Below are 23,394 nucleotides of genomic sequence, written 5' to 3'. Positions count from 1 at the left end.
AAGGTGACCTGACCATGATCAGAACAGCAATCATCGCTGCGATCGCGATCCTCTGGCAGGGCGTGGCAAACGCGCAGATGAGCCATCACCACGCATCAGAGGCCGCCTGTGATACGACCGAACTGCGATGCGCGACCAAGGTCACGCCCGCATTCGCCCCAGACGGGACCTTGTGGCTGGCGTGGATGGCAGGCGGGCGCATACTTGTGGCGAGCTCCAAGGATCGCGGAAAAACCTTTTCAGCGCCAGTCGCGGTGGTTGATCGGCCGCTCGAGCTCGATTGGGGACCCGATGCGCGTCCCAAGATGGTCGTTGACCAGCACAACCGGATCGCCATCGCCTTCTCGATTTTCAGGGACAAGAACTTCAACGGCGAGGTGCTGTACACACGCTCGGTCGATGGAGGTCACAGCTTTAGCAAGCCGGCATCCATTACATCGAACAAGGAAAGCCAACGCTTCGAGCAGCTCGCACTGGATGCCGACGGTTCGGTCTTCGTGGCCTGGCTCGACAAACGCAACCGGGCGCAAGCGCGCGCGGCCAATCAAACATATAAGGGAGCGGCTTTGTTCTTCGCATGGTCGAAGGACGGCGGCGGGTCGTACACCGAGGCTCGCATGTTGAAGGACAGCACTTGCGAGTGCTGCCGGATCTCCGTCGCATTCGCGAGCTCTGGCCGGCCCGCCGTACTGTTTCGCAATATCTTCCCGGGCAGCGTTCGGGACCACGCGATCGTCACCCTCGGGGATCCAGCTACGCCGGGAGAGATCCATCGCGTCAGTCAAGACAACTGGAAGACCGAGGCGTGCCCGCACCAGGGGCCGAGCCTCGCCATTTCGCCGAAGGGAATCTATCACGCGGTCTGGTTTACCAGCGGCGAAGCGCGAAAGGGTTTGTTCTATGCGCGCTCGACGAACGGCGGACAGACGTTTTCCGAGCCCATGGCTATTGGCAGGCCGGACCGGAGCGCGTCACGCCCCTACGTATTAGCGAGCGCCTCTGGCGACGCGATCGTTTGGAAGGAATTCGACGGCGAGAAGACAACCGTGAAGCTTATAAGGTCCGGCGATGATGGGGAAAACTGGTCGCAACCACAGGTCGTCGCTGAGACAGTTGACGCGTCTGATCATCCTTTGCTTGTCGGGAATGGCCGCGAGGTCTTCTTGTCCTGGATGACCAAGGCTGACGGCTACCACATCATGCCGATCGAGGGCGCGCCATGAAGCGTCACTTGTTGCTGTTCGCGTTTGCTCTGACACTTCTCTCGCAACCCCTCGCGGCGCACGATCAATTGCGCTCGTTCCAGCGCGGAAGCTGGCAAACCATCCTTGATGCGCATGCCGGCCGTCCAATGATGGTCAATTTCTGGGGCGTCACTTGCGGCCCCTGCAAGGTCGAGCTGCCGCTGCTCGGGAAGTTCGTCAGAGACAATCCGGGTGTCGACGTCGTAACGGTCAATGCCGATCTCGTTCCGAACCCGCGCGAAGCCGCACTCTCAATGCTGCATAAGGCCGGACTATCTTCGGTCGAGAACTGGACCTTCGGTGACGGTTTCGTCGAACGACTACGTTATGAGATCGATCCCAGCTGGCAAGGCGACATTCCTCGAACGATGTTGATTGCACGCGATGGCAAAGTCACGACGGTTGAGGGCATTGTCGATCTCGCCAAGGTAAAGAAATGGTTCGGAAGCCAGATGATCGAAACAAGATGAGGGAGATCTGCACTGAACTCTCAAGAAACCTGAGCGGGCGGCGGAAAGGCTGAGGGATTATGCGTCGGCGGCTGGGACGATTTCTTCCAATTGCCATGTTTGCGATGCTGGTGCAGACATTCGCGCCAATCGCCTCGTCCCTGGCATTCAGCATAGTCGCCGCCGATCCGCTGGCAGGTGCGATATGTTCGGTCGCTCCCGATGCGAGCTCTCAGCAAGACCGTGAGACCGACCCGCAGCAAACTCATAGCGCCTGCTGTGCATTGTATTGCGTCGTCCACGCCGCGACACCGCCCACCGACCCGCAAGCCATCGCCGTCGACATCGCGCGTGACGCAACCGCTGTCGTCTGGCGCGGTCTGGCCTTTGGGTTGCCGCCATTCGCGGTCGACTCCCACGCGCAGGCGCGCGGTCCTCCTCACATCTCCTGAGCCAAAACAAACTGCACCGGAAGTGCTTCTGTTTTCCGTCTCGGAGAGAGAATAGTCATGTCTATCCGTTTGTTCGCGCGCTGCTGTGCGGCGTGCGCAACGTCTGCTGTCGCGATTTCCTTCGTGGTCAATGGGGCCGCGGCGCAGGAACGGCCCGCGCCGCGAGGTGAGGGCGTCACGCTGCCGCCGATCACGGTGGTTACGAGCCACGCTCCCAAGCGCAAGCCGAAGCGCGCCGCCCCTAGCCCGGCGGCACGCGCGGCCGCAATATTTAGCCAGCCCGCACGCGCCAATGCTCCGGCCGCGCCGATCATCGAGCGAGGGACCGGTTTCGGCACCCGAACCGCCGACAGCGCCGGCAAGGGTTACGCGATGCCCGACGCCACCACCGCCACCAGGATGAACGGGCGGGTGTTCGAGACGCCGTATTCGATACAAACCGTTCCGAGCGATGTCATCAGAGACCAGGCGGTGACGACGGTCGACGATGCGCTCAAGAACGTCAGCGGCGTGCAGATCAACCGTGAGGGCATTTATGATGGCATCATACTGCGTGGTTTCGCGCAGGATAGCGCCACTCGATGGATCTATCGCGATGGCGCGCCGTTCCGGAATTCCAAGTTCGACTTCGCGAATGTCGATCGGATCGAGGTGCTGAAGGGAACGGCGGGCGGCATTTACGGACGTATCGATCCGGGCGGCTTGATCAACGTGGTGACCAAGAAGCCGCTTGCGACACCGCATTATTCGGTCGAACAGTGGGTTAGCAATCTCGGCTACCGCTCCGTCGGAGATGCTACGGGCTCGCTTACGCAGGACGGCTCGCTGCGCTATCGGGCCATCGCGGCCTTCGAGGATCGCGATTCATTCCGTGATTTCGTCGACTCGCGGAACGTCCTGCTGTCGCCGTCAATCAGTTGGGATATCACGCCAACCACCGAGCTTTATCTGAACTATGAATACAAGCGCATGGAACAGGTCTTCGACCTCGGCATTCCCGTATACAATAACGTGATCCCTGACGTTCCGCGCAGCCGCTTTATCGGGTTGAAAGATCAGCCTCCCAGCGTAGTCGAAAGTCATCTGGTCGATGCGATTCTGACGCAGCAGCTGGCCGAGGGTTGGACCGCGAAAGTGCGCGGGACTTATGCGACGAGTCACCATCATACTTATGATTCCGAGCCGGGTGGATCGCTCGTAGCTCCGGGTTTCACCAACATTTATTACGGTGAGTTCATTGGCAGTTACGACAGCCATTTCGTTGAGGCTTCGGTCACGGGCGATACTCAGATCACGCAGGACATCCGCAACCGCCTGTTCGCCAGCGCCGAGTCCTATCACAGCGCGCAAAATTTCGGGTTCAACGGCACAACTGATCCGGCGATCGTTCGTCCGCTCAGCATTCAGAACCCAGTGTACCAGAGCTGGCGGGAAGTCGCTGGGCTCCCGCTGACGATGGGGGGCAGGCCCTATACGGAGTGGCGAGCTATCAGCTTTCAGGACCAGGTGACCTTGTTCGACAGACTGGATCTGATCGCCGGCGGCCGTTGGGACTGGAGCAACGCCGGTAGCGCCTCGTGTGAATTGAGCGGCGGCGCGACGAGCTGTCCGCCGTCCACGCCGGTAGAGGTCAAGGCATTCGATGTCTTCAAGCCCCGCGCCGGCATCAACTTCCGGGTTACGCCGGAGGTCGCGCTGTTTACCAGCTATTCGGAATCGTTCGGCCCCGTTGTCGGATTCGGGAGGCTTTTGGATGGCTCCTTGCCGGATCCGAGCGAAGCGAAGCAATATGAGGTCGGCGCGAAGTTTCAAACGTCTGATGGCCGCCTCAACGCTACGGTGGCCGCATATGACCTGACCAGAACCAACCTCGTAACGCCCATACCGGGCAACCCGAATTTTGTTAACCAGATCGGCGAGGCGCGCTCCCGTGGCGTCGAGGTGGACGTTTCCGGGAATTTGACGGATCGTCTCCAGGTGATGGCCAACTATGCCTACACCGATGCGCGGATCACCGCAGACACGACGGATGCTGGCGGCGTGGGTAACACCGGGCACAGGCTGTACAACGTGCCGCTTCATCAGGGCGGTATCTGGCTTCAGTACAGTCTGCCGTCGGGATGGCGTTTCGGTGGCGGCGCGTTCGCGGGCAGCAACCGATGGGGCAACAACGAAAACACCTTCAGGATCGGCGACTACGTTCGCGTCGACACCAGTGCGGCCTACAGCTGGGACACCGGTTTCGGAAAGGCGACGGCGTCGTTTAACGTCCAGAACCTGTTCGATGAAAGATACTATGTAAGCGCGACCTACGTTCCCGCGGTGCTGCCTGCGCCGGGACGCACCTTTATCGCCCGGTTGAGGTTCGAACACTGAATGAAGACTCTGCGAGCGGAGCGCGCGCCCGACCAACTGGCGCGTTCGCCGCTCCCGGACCGACATGAATGGGTTCGCGATGCATAGACGCTTCTGGGTGCTGGTCCATCGATGCGCCGGGCTCTATCTTGCGATCTTTCTCGTTATCGCGGGTGCGAGCGGAAGTCTTCTCGCCTTTTTTAGCGAGCTGAACGACCGGTTTCAGCTCGGCTTCATGCATGTCGAAGCCGACGGCCGCGACATGATTGATCCGTTTGAGTTGCGGGAGCGCGCGCTCCTGCGCGCGCCGGGCATCTTCATCGACAGTGTCGATCTGACACGAACGCCCGAGCGCAGCTATGTGGCTTGGGTGCGTCACCGCGCCGAGCGAGAGCCGGATGATACGCCGTTCAGTGTTATCATTCTGGACCCGTATTCAGGGCAGGAGCTGGCGCGCCGCGTGCAAGGAAATTCCTGGCCGCCGACAACCGAGGCGATCATGGAGTTCGTCTATGCCCTGCATTATCGACTATTGCTGAACCAGATTGGAATCTGGCTGTTCGGGGTCGCGGCTCTGATATGGACGGCGGATTGCTTCGTTGGCTTTTTCCTGACGCTGCCGGCCATATCATCCGGAAAAGGCCAGGCTCCGGTACGACGCCGGTCTTGGCCCTCGCGGTGGGGCGTGGCCTGGCGCGTTCGATGGCGCGCCTCCCGGTTTCGTCTTCATTTCGATCTGCATCGGGCGTCTGGCCTCTGGGTCTGGCCCCTGCTTCTCGTCTTTGCCTTGTCGGCGGTCAGCTTCAATCTCAAGAGCGAAGTCTACGAACCGCTCATGAAGACCGTGTTCGGATTCGAGAATGTCGAAGACGGCATAGCCCCGTTGCCAGCGCCGCGTGATCAGCCGATCATGGCGTGGCGGGACGCACATGCCGCGGCCCGCACGCTCATGGAACAGGCAGCTCTACAGCAGGGCTTCCGCATCATCAGGGAGAACATGCTGAGTTACCATCCCGACAGGGGTATATTTTCGTACCGTGTCCTCAGCGACAAGGACGTCAATCAACGATTCGGCGCGACCACGTTGTATATGAGAGATGGGAATGCCGAGCGTCTCGGCCTTAGTCTTCCCAGCGGGCAGAATGCGGCGCGAACGTTCACGACTTGGATAAGAACAATACATACGGCGGCGGTCGGCGGTTTGCTGATGCAGGTTCTGGTAAGTGCGTTAGGTTTGTTTGTGGTCGTGATCTCGCTGACGGGTGTCGTCATCTTTGCCAGAAAGCGACGTTAACGGATTTCATCATGCGTAAAACAGGGTCAATGACATCGAAACTCTTCTGCGTTGCGGTCGTCTGCGCTTTGCTGGCAACCGCGAGAGCCGCCTCGGCGGAGGATCTCAAAGCAGGCGATATTGTGATTTCGCACCCGTGGTCGCGAGCGACGCCGGCGGGAGCGCAAGTCGGCGCTGGCTATCTCGTCATTGAAAACCGTGGGAGTTCGCCTGATCGCTTCCTCGGTGGCTCGGTGGAGGTTGCAACGGGTTTCGAGATTCACGATGTCGTGCTCGAGGGTGGCGTCATGAAAATGCGCCAGCTGACGGGCATCGAGCTGCCGCCGGGAATTTCCGTTGAGGCAAAGCCGGGCGGGCGTCACATCATGTTTGTGGGCCTGCGGCATCCGCTGGCTGCGGGTGAGAAGGTCCGGGGCGCCTTGCAGTTCGAGCACGCCGGCAAAATAGAGGTTGAATTCGAGGTCATCGCGATGGGAGCGCCGCCGCCGGGTGGCCGCGGCGATTGAGGAAACTCATTTTGCAGGCTCGATCACTTTGATATCTCGAATTGTATAGGTCTTGCCTTCGAGCTGGAACTCGACCTTGTCGCCCGGCTTCACGTGATCGCTCAATGTGCGGGGATCGACCTGGAACAGCATTTCCATCGCCGGCATTAAACCCTCGATTTTTTGGTGGTTGATCGTCAGCGAACCGGTCGCCGGATTGATCGCCGTCACAACTCCAATCCCTCGATAAAGGCCATTCGACGGTTCTTGAGCCTGAACCAGCAACAACTGTGTGTGCGGAAACCACGCGACCGGATGGTCGCCAGGAGAAAAAGCTTCAGCCCTCTGGAGATGGAGGATCACCACCGTGGTTGCGGCTACGACGGCGCACCTGCAGATAAGTTTTTTCACGACATATTCCGTTCTCGGGCATGGGCGTCCGCGCACGCGCGTTCGCGGGCCACCAAGACTTACATGAAAACCGGTGGTATGGGGAAGTGGCGGATTCGCCGGTGACCTCCTTCCGATCGCATCTGCTTGAATGCGAGGCGGCCGGGACTATGCTATCGTCAGGTACGAGAATGACAATTGATTCAATCAGCGAGGAGACAATCATGCACCGTCGTGAGTTCGTGGCTACCATGGGGACTGCGGCGGCAGTCTTATCGGCATCGAAGGCTTTTGGCGCCCCGGCAAATACCGCGCCAGCCGAATCGATGCATCCCGCGAAGTACAAGGCTCTCGAGGATGCGACCAATCATTGCATTTCCAAAGGTGATGCGTGCATGCGGCATTGCCTCGGCATGTTGAGCATGAAGGATGCGAGCATGGCCGGTTGTACCAACGCGGCCTATCAGATGATGGCCGCTTGCGGCGCGTTGCGAACGCTGGCAGCCGTCAATTCGCCCTACGTTCCCGCTCTTGCTAAGGTCATCGCGCAGGTGTGCGTGGACTGTCAGAAGGAATGTGAGAAGTATCCGGATGTGGCGGAATGCAAGGCATGCGGCGACTCATGCAAGACTTGCGCCGAGGAATGCCGCAAGATTTCCGCTTAAGGCCTTCCAGCCTGTCGGCACGCGGAGTTTTGCGATGTCTGGGCAGGATGGTTAGACATGGCGAGAGACACCACCGGTCGGCTGCACGTGACCGTCAAAACCGGCGGCAGACGAAAGCTGTCGTCCAAGCTCTGGCTGGAGCGGCAGCTCAACGATCCCTATGTGGCGCAGGCGAAGCGCGAAGGCTGGCGTTCCCGCGCGGCCTTCAAGCTGATTGAAATGGACGACAAACATCACGTCCTCAAGCCTGGCATGACGGTTGTCGATCTCGGTGCGGCGCCCGGCGGCTGGAGCCAAGTGGCTGCAAAGCGTGTCGGTGTCGCCGAAGGCAAAGGCAGAGTGATTGCCATCGATCTTCTGGAGATGCCGGAGATCGTCGGCGTGACGTTTGCCCGGCTCGATTTCCTTGACAACAGCGCCCCGGACAAGCTGCTCGCGATGATGGACGGGGGCGCGGACGTCGTGCTTTCCGATATGGCCGCCAACACCACTGGCCATCGCAAGACGGATCAGCTCCGGATTGTGGGTCTCGTCGAGAGCGCGGCGGCATTTGCGGTCGAGGTGCTGCGGCCCGGCGGGACGTTTATCGCAAAAGTCTTCCAGAGTGGGGCGGACGCCGGTCTGCTTTCGCAGCTCAAACGCGACTTCCATACGGTCCGGCATGTGAAGCCCGCCGCGAGCCGGCAGGATTCATCTGAACGCTATGTCATGGCGACAGGCTTTCGCGGAAGCACGGGCGATAAGTCCAAGCCTGCTCAGCCCGCGTAAGATAACCAGCCCTTGAAGCTGAAACCGGCGTAAAACAAGCTGACGTTGGAGAAGCCGGCCTCCTGCAGCATCGTTTCCTCTTCCTCCGGCGCGAGTATTGATAGTCTGTCGGCTATGGCTTGCCGCGATTTTTCCATTTGATCGGGACTTGTGTCATGTCGCGCCCCGAATGCGACGTGACGAGCGATCCAAACGGATCGCTCCGGTTCCGCCTGCGGGAAGCTGATATGGGCGACCACCAACGGCGCGCCGGGCTTGAGACGACGGCGGATTTGCTTCAACGTTCCCGGTCGCTCGTCACGGGGGATGAAGTGAAAGGTCAGCAACGATGTGGCGGCATCGAACGGACCATGTGGCGCATCTTGGATATAGCCTTCGTGCATGCGTACACGCTTTGCATGTCGTTCGATTGTTCGCTCAGCGATCTGCAGCATGGGGGCGGACGGGTCCACCGCATCGAATGACCAACCGGGGTGCGATTCCGCGAAAGCCTTGAGCTCCAATCCGCCACCCGCGCCCAGGACCAGCACGCGACCGTCTTCAGGCACTCGTTCCGCGAGCAGCATCGTTGTCATCCGGTGTAGATCGAAGAATCCCGGCACCTGACGAGGTGGGCCTTCAGCGTAGGTATTCACCGCTGCTCCCGAGAATGGGTCCATATAGAATCTCTCCTGAGGTGGATCTGGTGGGGACGGGGAGCGTCAACAACTCATAAGATCCGGACTCGAACTCTGTCCTGCATAGTTAGGTCCGCAATGGTTCGGGCGAGGTCCGAGAATGGGGACATCAATACCAGCACGAGGCAGAAACTAACTTAACCGCTGATCGCGAGCGGTGGCGGTCTCGCGAGAGGTTTCCTCCTCAGCCTCGGATTCCCGGGTAGGGTCGGAAATGACCACCATGCGCCGACCGGAAACCTGATGGCCGGAATCGGCGGGCATTCGCACGAAATAAAAGGTGGACATCGCTGAAAGCACGGAGACGACGAGAAAGCCGGGGCCGAAATCGGCGGCAGCCAATTCCGTGCTGTGATGGTACAGCATCGTGGCTTCCACCGAGAACGCGCCGATGGCGACGCCCGTCGAAATTGCCAGTTGCTGACTGACGCTAGCGAGCGTGGTCGCGCGGCTCATTCGTTCTGGCTCGACGTCCGCATAGGCGAGGGCGTTGATCGCGGTAAATTGCAACGAGCGGAAGAAGCCGCCGACGACGAGAATGATCATGATCAGCAGCAGCGGCGTCGTGACAGTGAACAGCGCGCAGGCGGCGAGAAAGACGGAACTGACGACCGCATTAACGGTCATGATGTTGCGAAAGCCGAAGGTGCGGATGATGCGGGCGGCGAGCGTCTTCATGCCCATGGCGCCGACGGCCGATGAAAATGTCACGAGTCCAGAGCCGAACGGCGACAGGCCGAAGCCAACCTGCATCAGAAGCGGCAGTAGAAACGGTAGCGCGCCGACGCCGACGCGAAACAGGAACCCACCATACATGCTGGCCCGGAACGTCGGCAGGCGCAGCAGCGTGAGATCTAGCACCGGCGAGTCGGTGCGTCTTGCGTGCATCATATAGGCCGCCATAGAGACTGACCCGACCCCGATCAACGCAGCTACAACCGTCCATGGCAGGAGGTTGAGACCGGCGACCGAAAGACCGAAGGCGATGCCGCCGACCCCCACGCCCGCCAGCACCATTCCGTAAAGGTCGAAGCGTTCGGGATTGTCGCTGCGGATCGGGTCAATGTAGCGCTGCGCCATGAAGATGCCGACCAGGCCGACCGGAATGTTGATCAGAAAAATCCAGTGCCATGAGAAATAGGTGGTGATGAAGCCGCCCAGCGGCGGACCGATCACCGGCCCGATCAAGGCGGGCACCGTCACCCATGCCATCGCGTTGACGAGCGCGCTCTTGTCTATCGAACGCAGCAGCACCAACCGACCGACCGGCGTCATCATCGCGCCGCCCAAACCTTGCAGCGTCCGCGCGATCACGAAATCCGTCACCGATGATGACAACGCGCAGCCGATCGAGCCGACCATGAACACGACGATGGCCGCGCTGAAGACGGAGCGCGCCCCGAACCGATCCGCGGTCCAGCCGCTTGCCGGAATGAATACCGCCAGCGACAGAAGGTAGGACGTGATCGCGAGCTTCAGGGTCAGCGGGCTGGTGCCGATGTCGGCGGCGATCGCCGGCAGCGATGTCGCGATCACCGTGGAGTCCATGTTTTCCATGAACAGGGCGGCGGCGACGATCAGCGGGATCAAGCGTTCCTTGTTCATGCGGGTTCGCTGAGGGCAAGCGGACGGGAGGCGGGCTGTAGCATCGATTGGGGCTGGCGCGCTATTGCGGAGCGGCCAAGCCTACCTAAATCCTTGGTGTGTTTTGGGAGGGCCAACGATGATTTATGTACTCGCTGCCTTGCTGCCGCCGCTCGGACTGCTGCTCAACGGTCAGCTATTCTCGGCCATCCTGAACGTGGTCGTGATCGTGTTTTGCGTGATTTTCGGGCTGATTTTCCCCGTCCTTTTCCTGGTGCCGTCAGCGCACGCCGTGATTGCTGTCTACATGAAGCGGGAGGATCGCCGGCACCGTGAGGTGGTCGACGCGATCCGGGAGCATGGGCCGCCTCCGAACTATCCGCGTTGAACGGGCGGGAAAAGCCCCTGCATGGTAGCCAGACGCTTTGATTCCTGGGATTGCCGTGCTATCGACCACCGCCAATCCATTCGATGGAACTTAATTCGACGGCGACGCTAGGGCGTCGCCGACCGGCCATTCCATCCTGATGGGTTTCGCGGCGACCGCGCCGCTCAATGGAGTTGGCGATGGCGCTTGGAAACGGATTTCGGGATATCAAAGAAGCCTACACGTTCGACGACGTCCTGCTCAAACCCGGTGCGTCCGACATCCTGCCCTCCGAAGCCGATATCAGCTCCCGCGTTACCCGCGCCATTCCTCTCAACATCCCGATCATGGCCTCCGCCATGGATACCGTTACCGAGGCGCGCATGGCGATCGCGATGGCGCAGGCCGGAGGCCTGGGTGTCATCCATCGCAATTTCGATGCGGAAGGCCAGGCCGCGCAAGTGCGGCAGGTGAAGAAATTCGAGTCCGGCATGGTGGTCAATCCGCTGACCATCGGCCCGGACGCGATGCTGTCCGACGCGCTGGCCCTGATGAACGATCACGGCTTTTCCGGCATTCCGGTGGTGACAGGCGGCAGCGGGGCCTCTCCGGGCAAGCTTGTCGGCATTCTCACCAACCGTGACGTCCGCTTCGCGACTGACCCGCGGCAGAAAGTTTCCGAACTGATGACGCACGAAAACCTCGTGACGGTGCGTGAGGGCGTCAGCGAGGAAGAAGCCAAGCGGATGCTGCACCAGCATCGCATCGAGAAACTACTGGTTGTCGACGAGCAGTACCGCTGCGTCGGTCTCATCACCGTCAAGGACATGGAAAAGGCGGTGGCGCATCCGCTGGCTAGCAAGGACGCGCAGGGCCGGCTGCGGGTCGCTGCGGCAACCACGGTCGGCGAGGGCGGTTTCGAACGCACCGAGCGACTGATCGATGCCGGCGTTGATCTGATCGTCGTGGACACCGCGCATGGTCACTCCAGCCGCGTGCTGGAAGCGGTCAACCGCATCAAGCGGCTGTCGAACGCTGTACAGGTCATCGCGGGCAACATCGCCACGACGGAAGGCGCGCAGGCGCTGATCGATTCCGGTGCCGACGCCATCAAGGTCGGCATCGGTCCGGGCTCGATTTGCACCACCCGCATCGTTGCTGGCGTCGGCGTGCCGCAACTCAGCGCCATCATGGATGCGGTCGAGGCGGCGAGTAAGGCCGACGTGCCCGTGATCGCCGATGGGGGCGTCAAGTATTCCGGCGATCTCGCCAAGGCGCTCGCCGCGGGTGCGGACATTGTCATGGTCGGCTCGCTGCTGGCGGGCACCGACGAAACGCCTGGCGAGGTGTACCTGTGGCAGGGGCGCTCCTACAAGGCTTATCGCGGCATGGGTTCGGTGGGAGCGATGTCGCGCGGCTCGGCCGATCGCTATTTCCAGCAGGACATCAAGGATACGCTGAAGCTCGTTCCGGAAGGCATTGAGGGACAGGTGCCTTATAAGGGACCCGTCGGCAACGTCATGCACCAGCTTGCTGGCGGCCTGCGCGCGGCTATGGGGTATGTCGGCGCGCGCAACATCGCCGAGTTTCATGACAAGGCGCGGTTCGTCCGCATCACGGGCGCGGGCTTGCGCGAAAGCCACGTCCACGATGTCACGATCACGCGCGAAAGCCCGAACTATCCCGGCGGCAGCTAGCATCCTCAATTTGAAGTTTGCATGCAGCACTTGCAGAGAAAATGAAGCGAACTTCGCACTACGCTGGGACAAATCGCCAAAATTGAGCCGCACAGCGACGCGAAAACGGGTTACTGTCCGTACTGCCGCGATTTTCTGCGCCGGGATAGCGCTTTGATTGCGCCGTTCTCCGGAAATGACATTACGGGCCACACAAGAGAAGCATGAAAACATGGTCGATTGGACAGACGAAAGAATTGAAGCGCTTTCGGATTCCGGCCTCAAGAACCTGCTGGCGAATGCGGAGCGGAAATCGGTCAATGATCTTGTCGCGCGATGCCAGGCGGAGCTCGAAAAGCGAAATGCCCTGAAGCCGCGGAAGGCTGCGAAGGCGCGCACCGGTCTGAAGGATTTCGAGCACGAGATGTCGTCGCAGCTTGCTGCCATCGGCCGGCGAATGGCGGAGAAATACGATCTGTCGGAAGAAACCGCGAAGGCGAAGTCAGCCGGCGTCAAGGGTTTCCGGGCGCACAAGCTGGTTGGTGGCGATGGCCAGGCCAAGCTCGGCGGATTGCAGCGCGCGGGATTCGTCGCGGTCGATCGCTACATCTCTTATCGGCGCGGCAACGATATCGTCTCCCTCGGTGTATTCCTGCCCAAGAATCAGGACATGTCCGAACACAAGTTCTTCGTGATCGCGCCGCAGGCGATGCTCGATGGTGGCGCGCCGGTTGATGCCATCCGCGACAACCACGGCCAGAAGCAGTCCGCCGACGGCGCGCTCATGTTCGATGATCTGGAGGCTGCCGCCGCTGCTTTCGACAAGGTTCTGGCCACGATTGCGGCCTGATTCATCCCGTCCTTGCCAAGTAGCGGCGCAATCCAGAGGCAAACGAGATGTCTGTTCAAACGGTGCTTTTGCCCGTTTTTGTGTTGATAGGGCTGGCGTTCACCTTGCTGATGGGAATGGCTGTTGCACGGACGAGGTCTTTGAGGTCGGGGGAGACCCGGTTCAAGGACATCGCGCTGCGCGAGCCGAACTGGTCCGCGCGCGCCACGCAGATCGCAAACTGCTTCAGCAACCAGTTCGAAATACCGGTACTGTTTTACATCCTGATCGCGTTGGCGCTACCGCTGCGTCACGCCGATCTTGTCATCGTGGTGTTGTCGTGGGTATTCGTCATCACCCGGTTCGTGCATGCCGGCATCTTCGTGACCTCGAACAATGTGCCGCAGCGGGGATTGGCGTGGTTCGTGGGCGTGGTGGTGCTGCTGGTCATGTGGGTTTATTTCGCGCTCCGCATGATGCTCGTGTAGGCGCCGCCGCCAAGATCGGAAGTCGACCATGACACCCGCCGCGCGGCTCTCCGCAGCAATCGAAGTGATTAAGGCTATCGACGACCAGCGGGTACCGGCCGCGAAGGCGCTCAAGGAGTGGGGCACTGCGCACCGCTTCGCGGGCTCCGGTGATCGTGCCGCAGTCTCCGGACTGGTCTACGACATGTTGCGCCGTCAGGCTTCCAGCGCCTGGATTATGGATGACGACACCCCACGCGGGCGTCTGTTCGGAATGCTGAGGCTGGAGCGCGGCATGAATGCCGACGCTATCGCGTCGCTATGCGACGGCAGCCGTTTCGCGCCCGAACCGCTGACCGATGGGGAGCGGCAGGCGTTGACCTCGCGCTCGCTGCAGGACGCGCCCGCCCATGTCGCTGGCGACTATCCGGAATGGCTCGACCCTTACTTGATCGAGGCGTTCGGCGACGATCGTGCCGCGGAGACAGCCGCGATGGCGCGCCGCGCGCCGCTGGATCTGCGGGTCAACACGCTGAAAGCAAAACGCGAGAAGGTTCTGGGATCGCTGCGACATCTCGGCGTGACGGCGACGCCGTGGTCGCCGCTCGGGTTGAGAATCATGCTGGGCGCAGATGCGCGCAATCCCGGCATTCAGGCCGAGGAAGAGTTCGTCAAGGGCGCCGTCGAGGTGCAGGACGAGGGCTCACAAATCGCGGCGCTGCTGTCCGGAGCCAAGCCGGGTGAGCAGGTGATCGATCTCTGCGCCGGCGCTGGTGGCAAGACGCTGACGCTGGCCGCCATGATGCAGGGCAGGGGCCGGCTTATCGCGACCGATCGCGACAAGCGGCAGCTCGCGCCGATCCATGAGCGGTTATCCCGCGCTGGGGTGCATAACGCCGAGATCCGGACCCCGAGGGGGGAGGCAGAGCCGTTGTCCGATATCAGGGAATCGACCGATCTGGTGCTGATCGATGCACCCTGCACCGGGACCGGCACCTGGCGGCGCAATCCCGACGCGAAATGGCGGATGCGGCCCGGTGCGCTCGATATACGTTTGAAGGATCAGGCCGAAGTACTTGATCGGGCAGTCGCTTTTGTCAAACCGAGCGGACGCATCGCTTACGTCACTTGTTCGGTACTGCCGCAGGAAAATGGCCAGCAAATCCTTAAGTTTATCGACCGACATTCAGATTTTACGGTGATACCGCCGTCGCAGACAGCCTCGATGCTGTGGGATAGGACAGACGATTTTCTCGCAGCGGTTTATTCGTCGAACGAAGGGCTTTTGATGACACCGCGCCGGAGCGGAACAGACGGGTTTTTCGTTTCGGTGATGCGGCGACAGGGATAGGGAACGCGCGCTCTCCCCGCTCTCATGGGAAGAGGCGGAAGCGTGTGTGTTCTCGTCCTTTCCCCGTTGCGACCCCGCAGCCGCTCGCGTATCTGCTTGCCATGATAGGCAGTTCATCCGCGCTTCCGTCCGCCGAGCATTCCCCCCACGCGATCTCCGCGCACGACAAGATTCTCATCATCGATTTCGGCTCTCAGGTCACGCAACTGATCGCGCGGCGCGTGCGGGAGGAGGGCGTCTATTCTGAAATCGTACCCTTCCAGAAGGCAGAAGCAGCCTTTCTTGAGATGAAGCCGAAGGCGGTGATCCTGTCCGGTGGGCCGGCCTCAGTGCTCGACAAGGAGGCGCCTACGGCACCGATGGCGATCTTCAAGGCCGGCGTGCCCGTACTCGGCATCTGTTATGGCGAGCAGACAATGGCCCGGCAGCTCGGCGGCACGGTCGAGGCCGGCCATCATCGCGAATTCGGCCGCGCTGTCATCGAGGTCACCGATGCCTGCGTGCTGTTCGACGGCGTCTGGGAGAAGGGCGGCGCACACGATGTCTGGATGAGCCATGGCGACCGGGTAACAAAGCTGCCCGAGGGCTTCCGGGCCGTGGCGAAAGCGCCGGGCTCGCCGATCGCGGTGATCGCCGACGACGCGCGCAAGTTCTACGCGATGCAGTTCCATCCCGAGGTGGTGCATACCCCCGACGGGGCAAAACTGATCCGCAATTTCGTCCGCAAAGTCGCCGGGTTGAAAGGCGACTGGACCATGCGCGCGTTCCGCGAGGAGGCGATCGAAAAGATCAGGGCGCAGGTCGGTCAGGGCCGGGTGATCTGCGGCCTGTCCGGCGGTGTCGACTCCTCGGTGGCGGCGATCCTGATCCACGAGGCGATCGGCGACCAGCTCACTTGCGTGTTCGTCGACCACGGCATGCTAAGAAAGGACGAGGGCAAGACGGTGGTGGATCTGTTCCGCCATCACTACAATATTCCGCTGGTCCACCTTGATGCGTCGAAGAAATTCTTGGGTGAGCTTGCTGGCGTTACCGACCCGGAAGCGAAGCGTAAGACCATAGGCCGTCTCTTCATCGACGTGTTCGAGGCAGAAGCGAAAAAGATCGCAGCCTTGGGAAAAGGATCGGCTGACTTCCTGGCCCAGGGCACACTTTATCCCGATGTGATCGAGAGCGTGTCGTTCACCGGCGGCCCGTCGGTGACGATCAAGTCGCACCATAATGTCGGCGGCCTGCCTGATCGCATGAACATGAAACTGGTCGAGCCGCTGCGCGAGTTGTTCAAGGATGAAGTGCGCGTACTGGGGCGCGAACTGGGGTTGCCGGAGATTTTCGTCGGCCGTCATCCGTTCCCGGGGCCGGGTCTCGCGATCCGTTGCCCCGGCGAGATCACCCGCGAAAAGCTCGATATCCTGCGCGAGGCCGACGCCGTCTATATCGACCAGATCCGCAAGGCCGGGCTTTATGACAAGATTTGGCAGGCGTTCGCGGTGTTGCTGCCGGTGAAGACGGTCGGAGTGATGGGCGACGGCCGGACCTATGACTATGTCGTTGGCCTGCGCGCTGTGACGTCGACCGACGGTATGACCGCGGACTTCTATCCGTTCGACATGCAATTCCTCGGTGCGACCGCGACACGGATCATCAATGAGGTCAAGGGCGTGAATCGCGTGGTGTATGACGTGACGTCAAAGCCGCCCGGCACAATCGAGTGGGAGTGATTCACGTCTGGCAAGGATTGTCAGACCTCGTGATCCCGGTGGTGCGTCAGGGTGAAGGATCGTGGAGCGCTGGCGACCGCGCTCAAGCCGGTTTACGGCCCTTTCTTCCCTGCCGATCAATCAAGACTGCCTGTTGCCATGGGCTTGGCGCTTTGTCGCTACGATGAATGCAGCCTGTCCAGCAGCAAGGCCGTTTCTTGCCCTCCAACAGTTCGTCACAGGTCCGCTCGATGCGACGCTGGCGCGTCTTTGGTTGTTTCGCATCATCCACCCAGCAGATGAACTCATTCCGACCGAGCGGCGTCAGGCTTTCCCATAGCACAAAGACTTTTGGATCCGATCGCAACGCGGCTTGAAGGTCTTCACGTGCTTCGTGGACAGTGCCATGTGGGAAAGCGTTCGCCATGCAACCTCCAACGATGCGGCCGGCCGCCTGGCTCACCAGCTCCAATAGAATGGCAGCTTCCGAGCGTGGTTGCTGGACGATAGAATGTCCAAGGTAAAGTCTTCTCCCCGACCTCGGTCGATCCGCGGCATGTGGCGGGGTGCCTCGCCCCCTGTTGTTGCGTCTGCTCCGGTTTTCCTGCCAGGGCGCTGATTGTCCATCGTCGGCTCGGTCAGGAAGGCTGACCTGTCGTGGAAAAATCGCAACCTGATATTGAGCCGGCGCGGGCAGTAAAGGCCCGGCGACGAAGGCATCTATGCTACAAAGGTGCGGTTATTTGTCGTACTTGATATTTCAAATGTAAAGTAAGATACATTACGAATGTAAAATAGGGTACATTAAGCCGGGAGAGCGAGCCTGATCACCTCCACGCAAATGCGTGCTGCCCGCGCCTTGCTCGGCACCGACCAGAAGCAACTGGTCGAGATGTCCGCGGTGTTGCAGCCGACGATCCAGCGGATGGAGGCCAGCGAGGAGAACGTGCGCTGGGTCGTCCACACGCTCACCAAAATCGTCGAGAACGCGAGAAGCGAGGGGACGGACGCAGAGCCCGCTTCACACACCCAGCCCTACCGCCGGGCGATAACGCCTTCTAACCAAAAGCAAAAATTACCGGACGGTGGCTGCCTGCCCCCGATCCCTCCACTTAAGCGGCATAAATCATAAATAAGGGATGGCTATGACTGCGCGATCGGTTGAACCGACCTTTGTTGAAGCATTCACACCCAAGCTCGTCACGGTCCTCCGGGAAGGCTACCACTTTAGGGATTTCCGCGCAGACGTTCTAGCCGGGCTGACTGTCGCCATCGTGGCGGTGCCACTCTCCATGGCGATCGCCATCGCCTCCGGCGTGACTCCGGACCGCGGCTTGTACACTGCGATCATCGGCGGATTCATCGTCTCGTTTCTTGGCGGCAGCCGATTTCAGATCGGCGGCCCTGCGGGGGCGTTCATCGTCCTTGTCGCCACGACCGTCGCGCTTCACGGCGTGGATGGACTGCTCCTTGCCACCATGATTGCGGGCGTCGTCCAGCTCGTGGTGGGACTGCTGAGGCTCGGGACCTTCATCAAATATATTCCGTTTCCGGTGACGATTGGATTCACGGCGGGTATCTCCGTGATCATTTTCGCCAGCCAACTCACCGAATTACTCGGTCTCACTCTTGCAGGCAAAGAGCCGGGGGAACTGATCCCCAAGCTGACGGCCATTGGCGCAGCGTTGCCCACCATGAACGCGGCGGCGGTGGCCGTCTCCATACCGACGATCGCGTTGATCGTCGCGATCCGCTACTTCCGTCCCTACTGGCCTGCGATGCTGATGTCGGTCGGTGTTGCTTCGGTTGCAGTCTGGTTGCTCGGCCTGCCGGTCGAGACTATTGGCACCCGATTCGGTGGGATTCCCCAAACGCTGCCATCACCTATGCTTCCCGTGATGTCGCTGGAGAAGATCAGGGAGGTGCTGCCCGCTGCCCTGTCATTCGCGCTGCTGGGGTCTATCGAGAGCCTGCTATCGGCGGTGGTGGCCGACTCCATGAGCGGAGAGCGGCACCGTTCCAACTGCGAGCTCGTGGCGCAAGGTATTGCCAACATCGTTTCCCCGTTTTTTGGCGGCTTCTGTGTAACTGGCACGATCGCCCGCACAGCGACGAATGTGCGCTCCGGTGCGCACGGCCCGGTCGCGGGCATGCTGCATGCGGTGTTCTTGTTGTTGTTCATGCTCGTCGCCGCACCACTCGCTTCGTACATCCCGCTGGCCGCGCTCGGCGCCGTGCTGGCCGTGGTCGCGTGGAACATGGCCGAAAGGCACGCATTCGCAATGCTTCTGCGTGCCTCGCGCAGCGACGCGGTGGTCTTGGTGGTTACGTTCTTGCTGGTGATCTTCAGTGGCCTCATCGAAGGCATTCTTGTCGGCTTCGGTATCGCGGCGCTCCTGTTCCTGCATCGCATGGCGAAGATGGTGGAAGTCGAGAACGCGCGTTCGCTGACCGACGAGGACGAGTCGGACAGGGTCAATGGCGATGGCCGTAAGGCATTTGATGTCGTCCTCGCCACTGATCCCGATGTGGCCGTTCACCGGATTTCCGGGGCGTTCTTTTTCGGGGCGGCGGCGAATGTCGGCGCGGCGCTCGACAGTATTGGCGACCATCCGAAAGCCTACGTCATCGATTTCTCGGACGTGCCGGTGATCGATTCCTCCGGCGCTGCAGCCATTGAGGGTTTTGTGCACAAAACGCATCGCCGGCGAGCGCCCGTCTATATTACCGGAGCGTCTCCCGCGATCCGGCGCACGCTCCTGATCCATGGCGTGAAGCCGCCTTACGTGCGATTTCGCAGCGATCTGGCTGAGGGTGTCAAGGCCGCGCATAGCAGGGTCGCGCATAGCAGGGTCGCGCATGGCAAGCTCGCGCATAGCGGGACAGTGCGGCGCGATGCAGCGGCGGAAGAGGAAGAGGAGGAGGCGCTGACGTGAGCAGCCTCCGGTGACAGGGACGGCATGTCCGCGCAGGTGTTAAAAGGCCAACACGAGGCTAGGCTGCCCTAGCTGCGTGCTGGCAGGACGTTTTCGATCCTAACGCAAGATGCATCATCATTGTCGTCCTACCGGGAGTCGCTGCATCCATCGCCCCACCGACGACATTCCGCCGATGTGTCTATAGTACGCAAAACACTCAGCATGGCGGATGAGGCTCCTTGCAGGGGCACGCGTCCGCACACCCGGCCCATGCTTTATCGACCAGCAGGTTCCGCACGCGCGACGATCTAGTATTCTGGCAGCATCTCTGAGAATGGTGCCCGCTGCCGGACTCGAACCAGCGACCTGAGGTTTACAAAACCACTGCTCTACCAACTGAGCTAAGCGGGCGAAGAGGCGCTATTTAACGCAGTCTTCCGCTGACGGCTATGGGTTCTTATCCGATGGCAGTTGGTTGGAACATAGCTGTTGCGAGATCTGCTGTGGCGGGCGTGGCAGCGGGTTTCTGAGCCTTCGTGCATCAAGTGATCTTTTGCGCTGTCGGGTGAACGCGGTCATCACTGTTCGTGGCGGGGATTCGCGGGTCCTGCGGCTACCGCGATTCATAATCAGCCAGGAAAATCTACTGCCTTCGTCGGTATGTAAAGCGTACTTGACACGCTGAGTGACTTGCGTGAGTGTAAAGCTAGCTTTACATACGGAGAGACAATGGACCGAAACACATACACCAAGCTAGCACGGAACATGATTCCCGCTGGGTTGAGCATGGCGACCTACGCGATCACCCTGATCATTTCGCTGCGCTTGCTAGCGCGAGGCATCGATAATAGGGCGGCAAGCATAGCGATCAGCCTCGCCCCGATGATTCCGGCGCTTCTGCTATGCGTGTCCATCGTCGGCATCATACGCAGATCGGATGAGATGCAACGCAGGCTGCAATTGGAAGCTTTTGCTTTTGGCTTTGCAGGTACGGCCCTCGCCACGTTCAGCTACGGCTTTCTGGAGAATGCCGGCTTCCCGCGGTTGTCAGCCTTCACTGTCTGGCCGGTGATGTGCGGCCTGTGGCTTGCGGGCGTTCTTCTGGGCTACCTGCGCTACAGATGAACAACTGCATTCAGGAGCTTCGTACGCAACGTAATTGGTCGCAGGCTGATTTGGCTGCTCGACTGGATGTTTCGCGTCAGACGATCAATGCACTCGAGCGTGGGCGATATGATCCAAGCCTGCCGCTGGCATTCAAAATCGCCCGCCTATTCAACCTGACCATCGAAGAGATATTTAGCGTGAGCGACTAACTCGTACGATGGGAGCAGGCACGACCTGCGTTAACAATTCGATGGCGGGATTGTTCGTATTTGAACCTCGGCGCATCCCGAGACGTTAGGCTTACCGGAAGTTTCGGTGACAGCCTTAACCCTTGCCGGCGTTGGTTCGATTAGGGTTTGCCATAACCCGGAGTCCAGTGATGCGTATCGGACTTGTGCTGGCCATTTTGATCGGGACCTCGTTGACGGCTCTGGCCGACAGCGGTCCGGTGTTTGTGATTCCCGGACGTCCCGGCGTTCCCATCATCATCAATGGTGTCGATGCGTCCTATGCCGTCGTCGAGGGCGATTGGGGACTTTCTCGGAGGATACAACCGCAGCCCACGGTGTACGGCGGACGCTACGTCTATGAACCGCATGTCGGTCATTATTATCCGAGTCTTGGCCGCGCGCCCGGTTACGGCCGCCTCGAAATCGAGCCGCCGCCTAATCGCAAGCCACCGCGGCGAGCCGAAAGCTTTCATCAGTCGTGGTCGGCCCGTTCAAACCCAACTCCCGCGCAATCCGACATCCCGCAGATGCCGCCTCCGGTGATCCTCGCGCCCAAGATCGGACCCTCGGGTTTGCCTCCAAATTTTCGTTGAGATCAACACAACCTAAATCGAACAAAAAGAAAACAGCGGGAGAAAGTAGATGCGTCAAATGATTTCCGGGATGGTCGCGGCTGCGGTCATCGTGGCCGCAAGTGTTGCGCCCGCAATGGCATGTGGAGGGTTGTTCACGAGTGGATGCTCTCCATGCCTGTCGTACAGCCCCTGCGTATCGGGTTATTATCCAGGCTATTACGGTGGTTACGGCTTCGCTGGCTATGAGAGCCTGCCGTCTCCGACACAGTACTATTATGTCAATCAAGGGCCAGTGTTTAGCGGTCCCGGCAATTTCGCACCAGTGCCGACCTATCAGGAAAGTGCCGTTGCCGGATGGAATGCCTACAGTCGTCCTTATTTCTATCCTTACGACGGCGGTCGTTATGCCCACGCCATGCATCACTACTATGATGGCGCGCCCGTGACCGGTCCGGTCGTGTACAGCTACCGCTGGAATCGTAACCGTCATCACGGCCATGTTTCGCGCCATAGCGATCGCGCCGCTCTTCCGCGCGTGATTTACGGCTCGGGACAACATCATGACTACCGTCATTCAGCGCGGTATCATGAGTACTGATCGGCGCGCCTGAAAACAAACGCGTTCCCGCAATGCCCGGTGCGAGCGGGCGTCTTCGTGCCGTCAGTGCATGAGGCCGAGACGGCTGGCGCCGATATAAAGCGCCAGCACCGCGGCATTCGAGACGTTAAGACTCTTGATTTGGCCAGGCATGTCGAGGCGCGCGACCGCGCTGCATGTGTCCCGCGTGAGCTGCCGCAGACCTTTGCCTTCGGCGCCGAGTACCAGAGCCAATGGCTGCTGCAACTGGATGGCGGCGAGGTTTTCGCCACCGTCGCTGTCGAGACCGACGGTCATGAAGCCGCGGTCGTTCAGTCCGGTCAGCGCCCGCGCCAGGTTCTGCACCAGCACCAGCGGCACAACTTCCAGCGCGCCAGAGGCTGATTTTGCCAACACGCCGGTGGCCTCGGGACTGTGGCGCGCCGTGGTGACGATCGCCTTCACCGCAAAAGCGGCGGCCGATCGCATGATCGCGCCGACATTGTGCGGGTCCGTGATCTGGTCGAGCACCAGCACGATGCCTTCCTGCGTCAGCGTCTCGATATCAGGCGAGGATAGGGGATCGGCTTCGGCAAGCAGTCCCTGATGCACCGCGTCGGGGCCGAGGCGCTGATCGATCGCACTCGGACGCACGATTTCAGGCGTGATCCGGGTATTGATGTTTTCATGCGTGAGCCGCAGCGCGGCGTTTTCCGTAAGGAGCAATTTTCGGATATGGCGGCGGGGATTTGCCAGCGCGGCTGTCACCGTATGCCAGCCGTAAAGCACCGCTGGGCCATCGGGGCCGGTCTCGCGAGCCCTCCGCACCGAACCATGCCTTGGTGGGCCCTTCCGGTGGGAATCCTTGACGTGGCCACTCCCAGGCCGTGAACCCCTCCGGAATCGCGGTTCTCGATCACGATCGCTCATGCATGTTTGTCTCGGGGGGGACGGGATCTATCGAGAAAATCGTAGCAATCGGAGACTTGAGAATGGTGAACTTGCGAATGGTGGGGGAGGTAGGACTCGAACCTACGAAGCCATAAGGCGGCTGATTTACAGTCAGCTCCCTTTGCCACTCGGGACACTCCCCCGCAACGCCATCGGATGTCAGCTGAAAGTGGTCCGACCGACCATGGATGACATTAAAGGCACCTGCCCGGATGCCGAGCGTGCGGTTGCGCGCGTTTATGAGCGAAGCGCCCCGGCAAAGTCAACCGAGCGCTGGCCAAGA

Annotated in this window: 25 protein-coding genes and 2 tRNA genes; 20 read left to right on the top strand and 7 right to left on the bottom strand. The window is 60.5% G+C overall.

The annotated features are described in order from the left end of the window. Positions 1-14: 14 nt before the first annotated feature. From ACM561_RS10775 to ACM561_RS10750, 6 genes are all read left to right on the top strand, one after another. A complete protein-coding gene (locus ACM561_RS10775; protein ID WP_425904997.1) occupies positions 15-1,223 on the top strand; it encodes a sialidase family protein in 1,209 nt (402 codons plus the stop codon). Further along, entirely contained in the window at positions 1,220-1,714 is a 495-nt protein-coding gene (locus ACM561_RS10770; RefSeq protein ID WP_425904995.1) for a TlpA family protein disulfide reductase, read from the top strand. Before ACM561_RS10775 ends, ACM561_RS10770 begins: the two co-directional genes overlap by 4 nt. Before the next feature lie 59 nt (positions 1,715-1,773). Next, the gene (locus tag ACM561_RS10765; RefSeq protein ID WP_425904993.1) at positions 1,774-2,145 is read left to right on the top strand and encodes a DUF2946 family protein; all 372 of its coding nucleotides are present in this window, start codon (positions 1,774-1,776) and stop codon (positions 2,143-2,145) included. A gap of 57 nt (positions 2,146-2,202) precedes the next feature. Further along, a complete protein-coding gene (locus ACM561_RS10760) occupies positions 2,203-4,521 on the top strand; it encodes a TonB-dependent siderophore receptor (RefSeq protein WP_425904991.1) in 2,319 nt (772 codons plus the stop codon). A 79-nt stretch (positions 4,522-4,600) separates the two neighbouring features. Continuing rightward, positions 4,601-5,794: a PepSY-associated TM helix domain-containing protein gene (locus ACM561_RS10755; protein WP_425904989.1), complete on the top strand. Its 1,194-nt coding sequence runs from the start codon at positions 4,601-4,603 to the stop codon at positions 5,792-5,794. Positions 5,795-5,823: 29 nt separating this feature from the next. After that, on the top strand, positions 5,824-6,300 hold the full coding sequence (locus tag ACM561_RS10750; protein ID WP_425904988.1) for a copper chaperone PCu(A)C: 477 nt from the start codon (positions 5,824-5,826) through the stop codon (positions 6,298-6,300). Between the two features lie 6 nt (positions 6,301-6,306). Here ACM561_RS10750 and ACM561_RS10745 read toward each other — a convergent pair whose 3' ends face one another. Then, positions 6,307-6,645 (bottom strand): copper-binding protein, encoded by a 339-nt coding sequence (locus tag ACM561_RS10745; protein WP_425904987.1) that lies wholly within the window; start codon positions 6,643-6,645, stop codon positions 6,307-6,309. A gap of 215 nt (positions 6,646-6,860) precedes the next feature. Between ACM561_RS10745 and ACM561_RS10740 the strand changes: the two genes are divergently transcribed. After that, complete coding sequence (locus ACM561_RS10740) at positions 6,861-7,334, top strand: four-helix bundle copper-binding protein (protein ID WP_425904985.1); 474 nt, start codon at positions 6,861-6,863, stop codon at positions 7,332-7,334. A 57-nt stretch (positions 7,335-7,391) separates the two neighbouring features. Beyond that, positions 7,392-8,102: an RlmE family RNA methyltransferase gene (locus tag ACM561_RS10735; RefSeq protein WP_425904983.1), complete on the top strand. Its 711-nt coding sequence runs from the start codon at positions 7,392-7,394 to the stop codon at positions 8,100-8,102. Here ACM561_RS10735 and ACM561_RS10730 read toward each other — a convergent pair. Together ACM561_RS10730 and ACM561_RS10725 are read right to left on the bottom strand one after the other, a co-directional pair. Further along, positions 8,090-8,761 (bottom strand): class I SAM-dependent methyltransferase, encoded by a 672-nt coding sequence (locus ACM561_RS10730; protein WP_425904982.1) that lies wholly within the window; start codon positions 8,759-8,761, stop codon positions 8,090-8,092. The two genes, ACM561_RS10735 and ACM561_RS10730, sit on opposite strands and share 13 nt — an antisense overlap. Positions 8,762-8,911: 150 nt before the next feature. Then, positions 8,912-10,384, bottom strand: coding sequence for a DHA2 family efflux MFS transporter permease subunit (locus ACM561_RS10725; protein WP_425904980.1), 1,473 nt, complete (start codon positions 10,382-10,384; stop codon positions 8,912-8,914). A 118-nt stretch (positions 10,385-10,502) separates the two neighbouring features. Between ACM561_RS10725 and ACM561_RS10720 the strand changes: the two genes are divergently transcribed. The 6 genes from ACM561_RS10720 (at position 10,503) to guaA (ending at position 16,774) form a co-directional block, all read left to right on the top strand. After that, positions 10,503-10,751, top strand: a complete 249-nt coding sequence (locus ACM561_RS10720) for a hypothetical protein (protein WP_425904978.1) — start codon at positions 10,503-10,505, stop codon at positions 10,749-10,751. Positions 10,752-10,930: 179 nt separating this feature from the next. Then, on the top strand, positions 10,931-12,427 hold the full coding sequence (gene guaB, locus ACM561_RS10715; protein WP_425904976.1) for an IMP dehydrogenase: 1,497 nt from the start codon (positions 10,931-10,933) through the stop codon (positions 12,425-12,427). 211 nt (positions 12,428-12,638) lie between these two features. Further along, complete coding sequence (locus ACM561_RS10710) at positions 12,639-13,256, top strand: hypothetical protein (protein ID WP_425904975.1); 618 nt, start codon at positions 12,639-12,641, stop codon at positions 13,254-13,256. A gap of 47 nt (positions 13,257-13,303) precedes the next feature. Next, positions 13,304-13,723: an MAPEG family protein gene (locus ACM561_RS10705; protein ID WP_425904973.1), complete on the top strand. Its 420-nt coding sequence runs from the start codon at positions 13,304-13,306 to the stop codon at positions 13,721-13,723. A 28-nt stretch (positions 13,724-13,751) separates the two neighbouring features. Next, positions 13,752-15,053, top strand: coding sequence for an RsmB/NOP family class I SAM-dependent RNA methyltransferase (locus ACM561_RS10700; RefSeq protein ID WP_425904971.1), 1,302 nt, complete (start codon positions 13,752-13,754; stop codon positions 15,051-15,053). Between the two features lie 101 nt (positions 15,054-15,154). Beyond that, on the top strand, positions 15,155-16,774 hold the full coding sequence (gene guaA / locus ACM561_RS10695; RefSeq protein ID WP_425904970.1) for a glutamine-hydrolyzing GMP synthase: 1,620 nt from the start codon (positions 15,155-15,157) through the stop codon (positions 16,772-16,774). An 82-nt stretch (positions 16,775-16,856) separates the two neighbouring features. On the opposite strand, the gene ACM561_RS10690 is transcribed toward guaA, so the two are convergent. Next, a complete protein-coding gene (locus ACM561_RS10690; RefSeq protein ID WP_425904969.1) occupies positions 16,857-17,180 on the bottom strand; it encodes a YdeI/OmpD-associated family protein in 324 nt (107 codons plus the stop codon). Between the two features lie 396 nt (positions 17,181-17,576). Between ACM561_RS10690 and ACM561_RS10685 the strand changes: the two genes are divergently transcribed. Continuing rightward, positions 17,577-17,885 (top strand): hypothetical protein, encoded by a 309-nt coding sequence (locus ACM561_RS10685; protein WP_425909710.1) that lies wholly within the window; start codon positions 17,577-17,579, stop codon positions 17,883-17,885. A gap of 13 nt (positions 17,886-17,898) precedes the next feature. Then, positions 17,899-19,689 (top strand): SulP family inorganic anion transporter, encoded by a 1,791-nt coding sequence (locus ACM561_RS10680; protein ID WP_425904967.1) that lies wholly within the window; start codon positions 17,899-17,901, stop codon positions 19,687-19,689. 317 nt (positions 19,690-20,006) lie between these two features. Here the strand turns inward: ACM561_RS10680 and ACM561_RS10675 are convergent. Then, positions 20,007-20,082 (bottom strand) — tRNA-Thr (locus tag ACM561_RS10675). Between the two features lie 318 nt (positions 20,083-20,400). Between ACM561_RS10675 and ACM561_RS10670 the strand changes: the two genes are divergently transcribed. The 4 genes from ACM561_RS10670 to ACM561_RS10655 all read left to right on the top strand — a co-directional run bounded on the left by ACM561_RS10670 (position 20,401) and on the right by ACM561_RS10655 (position 22,181). After that, the gene (locus tag ACM561_RS10670) at positions 20,401-20,796 is read left to right on the top strand and encodes a hypothetical protein (protein WP_425904965.1); all 396 of its coding nucleotides are present in this window, start codon (positions 20,401-20,403) and stop codon (positions 20,794-20,796) included. Continuing rightward, a complete protein-coding gene (locus ACM561_RS10665) occupies positions 20,793-20,987 on the top strand; it encodes a helix-turn-helix transcriptional regulator (protein WP_079447137.1) in 195 nt (64 codons plus the stop codon). Before ACM561_RS10670 ends, ACM561_RS10665 begins: the two co-directional genes overlap by 4 nt. A 170-nt stretch (positions 20,988-21,157) precedes the next feature. Next, complete coding sequence (locus ACM561_RS10660; RefSeq protein ID WP_309774996.1) at positions 21,158-21,601, top strand: hypothetical protein; 444 nt, start codon at positions 21,158-21,160, stop codon at positions 21,599-21,601. Positions 21,602-21,650: 49 nt separating this feature from the next. Next, complete coding sequence (locus ACM561_RS10655) at positions 21,651-22,181, top strand: hypothetical protein (RefSeq protein WP_425904963.1); 531 nt, start codon at positions 21,651-21,653, stop codon at positions 22,179-22,181. Positions 22,182-22,244: 63 nt separating this feature from the next. Here the strand turns inward: ACM561_RS10655 and rlmB are convergent, their stop codons facing one another. Both rlmB and ACM561_RS10645 read right to left on the bottom strand, forming a co-directional pair. Then, positions 22,245-23,090, bottom strand: coding sequence for a 23S rRNA (guanosine(2251)-2'-O)-methyltransferase RlmB (gene rlmB, locus ACM561_RS10650; RefSeq protein WP_425904961.1), 846 nt, complete (start codon positions 23,088-23,090; stop codon positions 22,245-22,247). 78 nt (positions 23,091-23,168) lie between these two features. Beyond that, positions 23,169-23,254 (bottom strand) — tRNA-Tyr (locus ACM561_RS10645). Between the last annotated feature and the right edge of the window lie 140 nt (positions 23,255-23,394).

This window comes from Nitrobacter sp. TKz-YC02, from assembly GCF_049852135.1.
Lineage (GTDB): Bacteria > Pseudomonadota > Alphaproteobacteria > Rhizobiales > Xanthobacteraceae > Nitrobacter > Nitrobacter vulgaris.
Note: the sequence above shows the minus strand (reverse complement) of the source record. Positions and strands in the feature narration are given on the sequence as shown.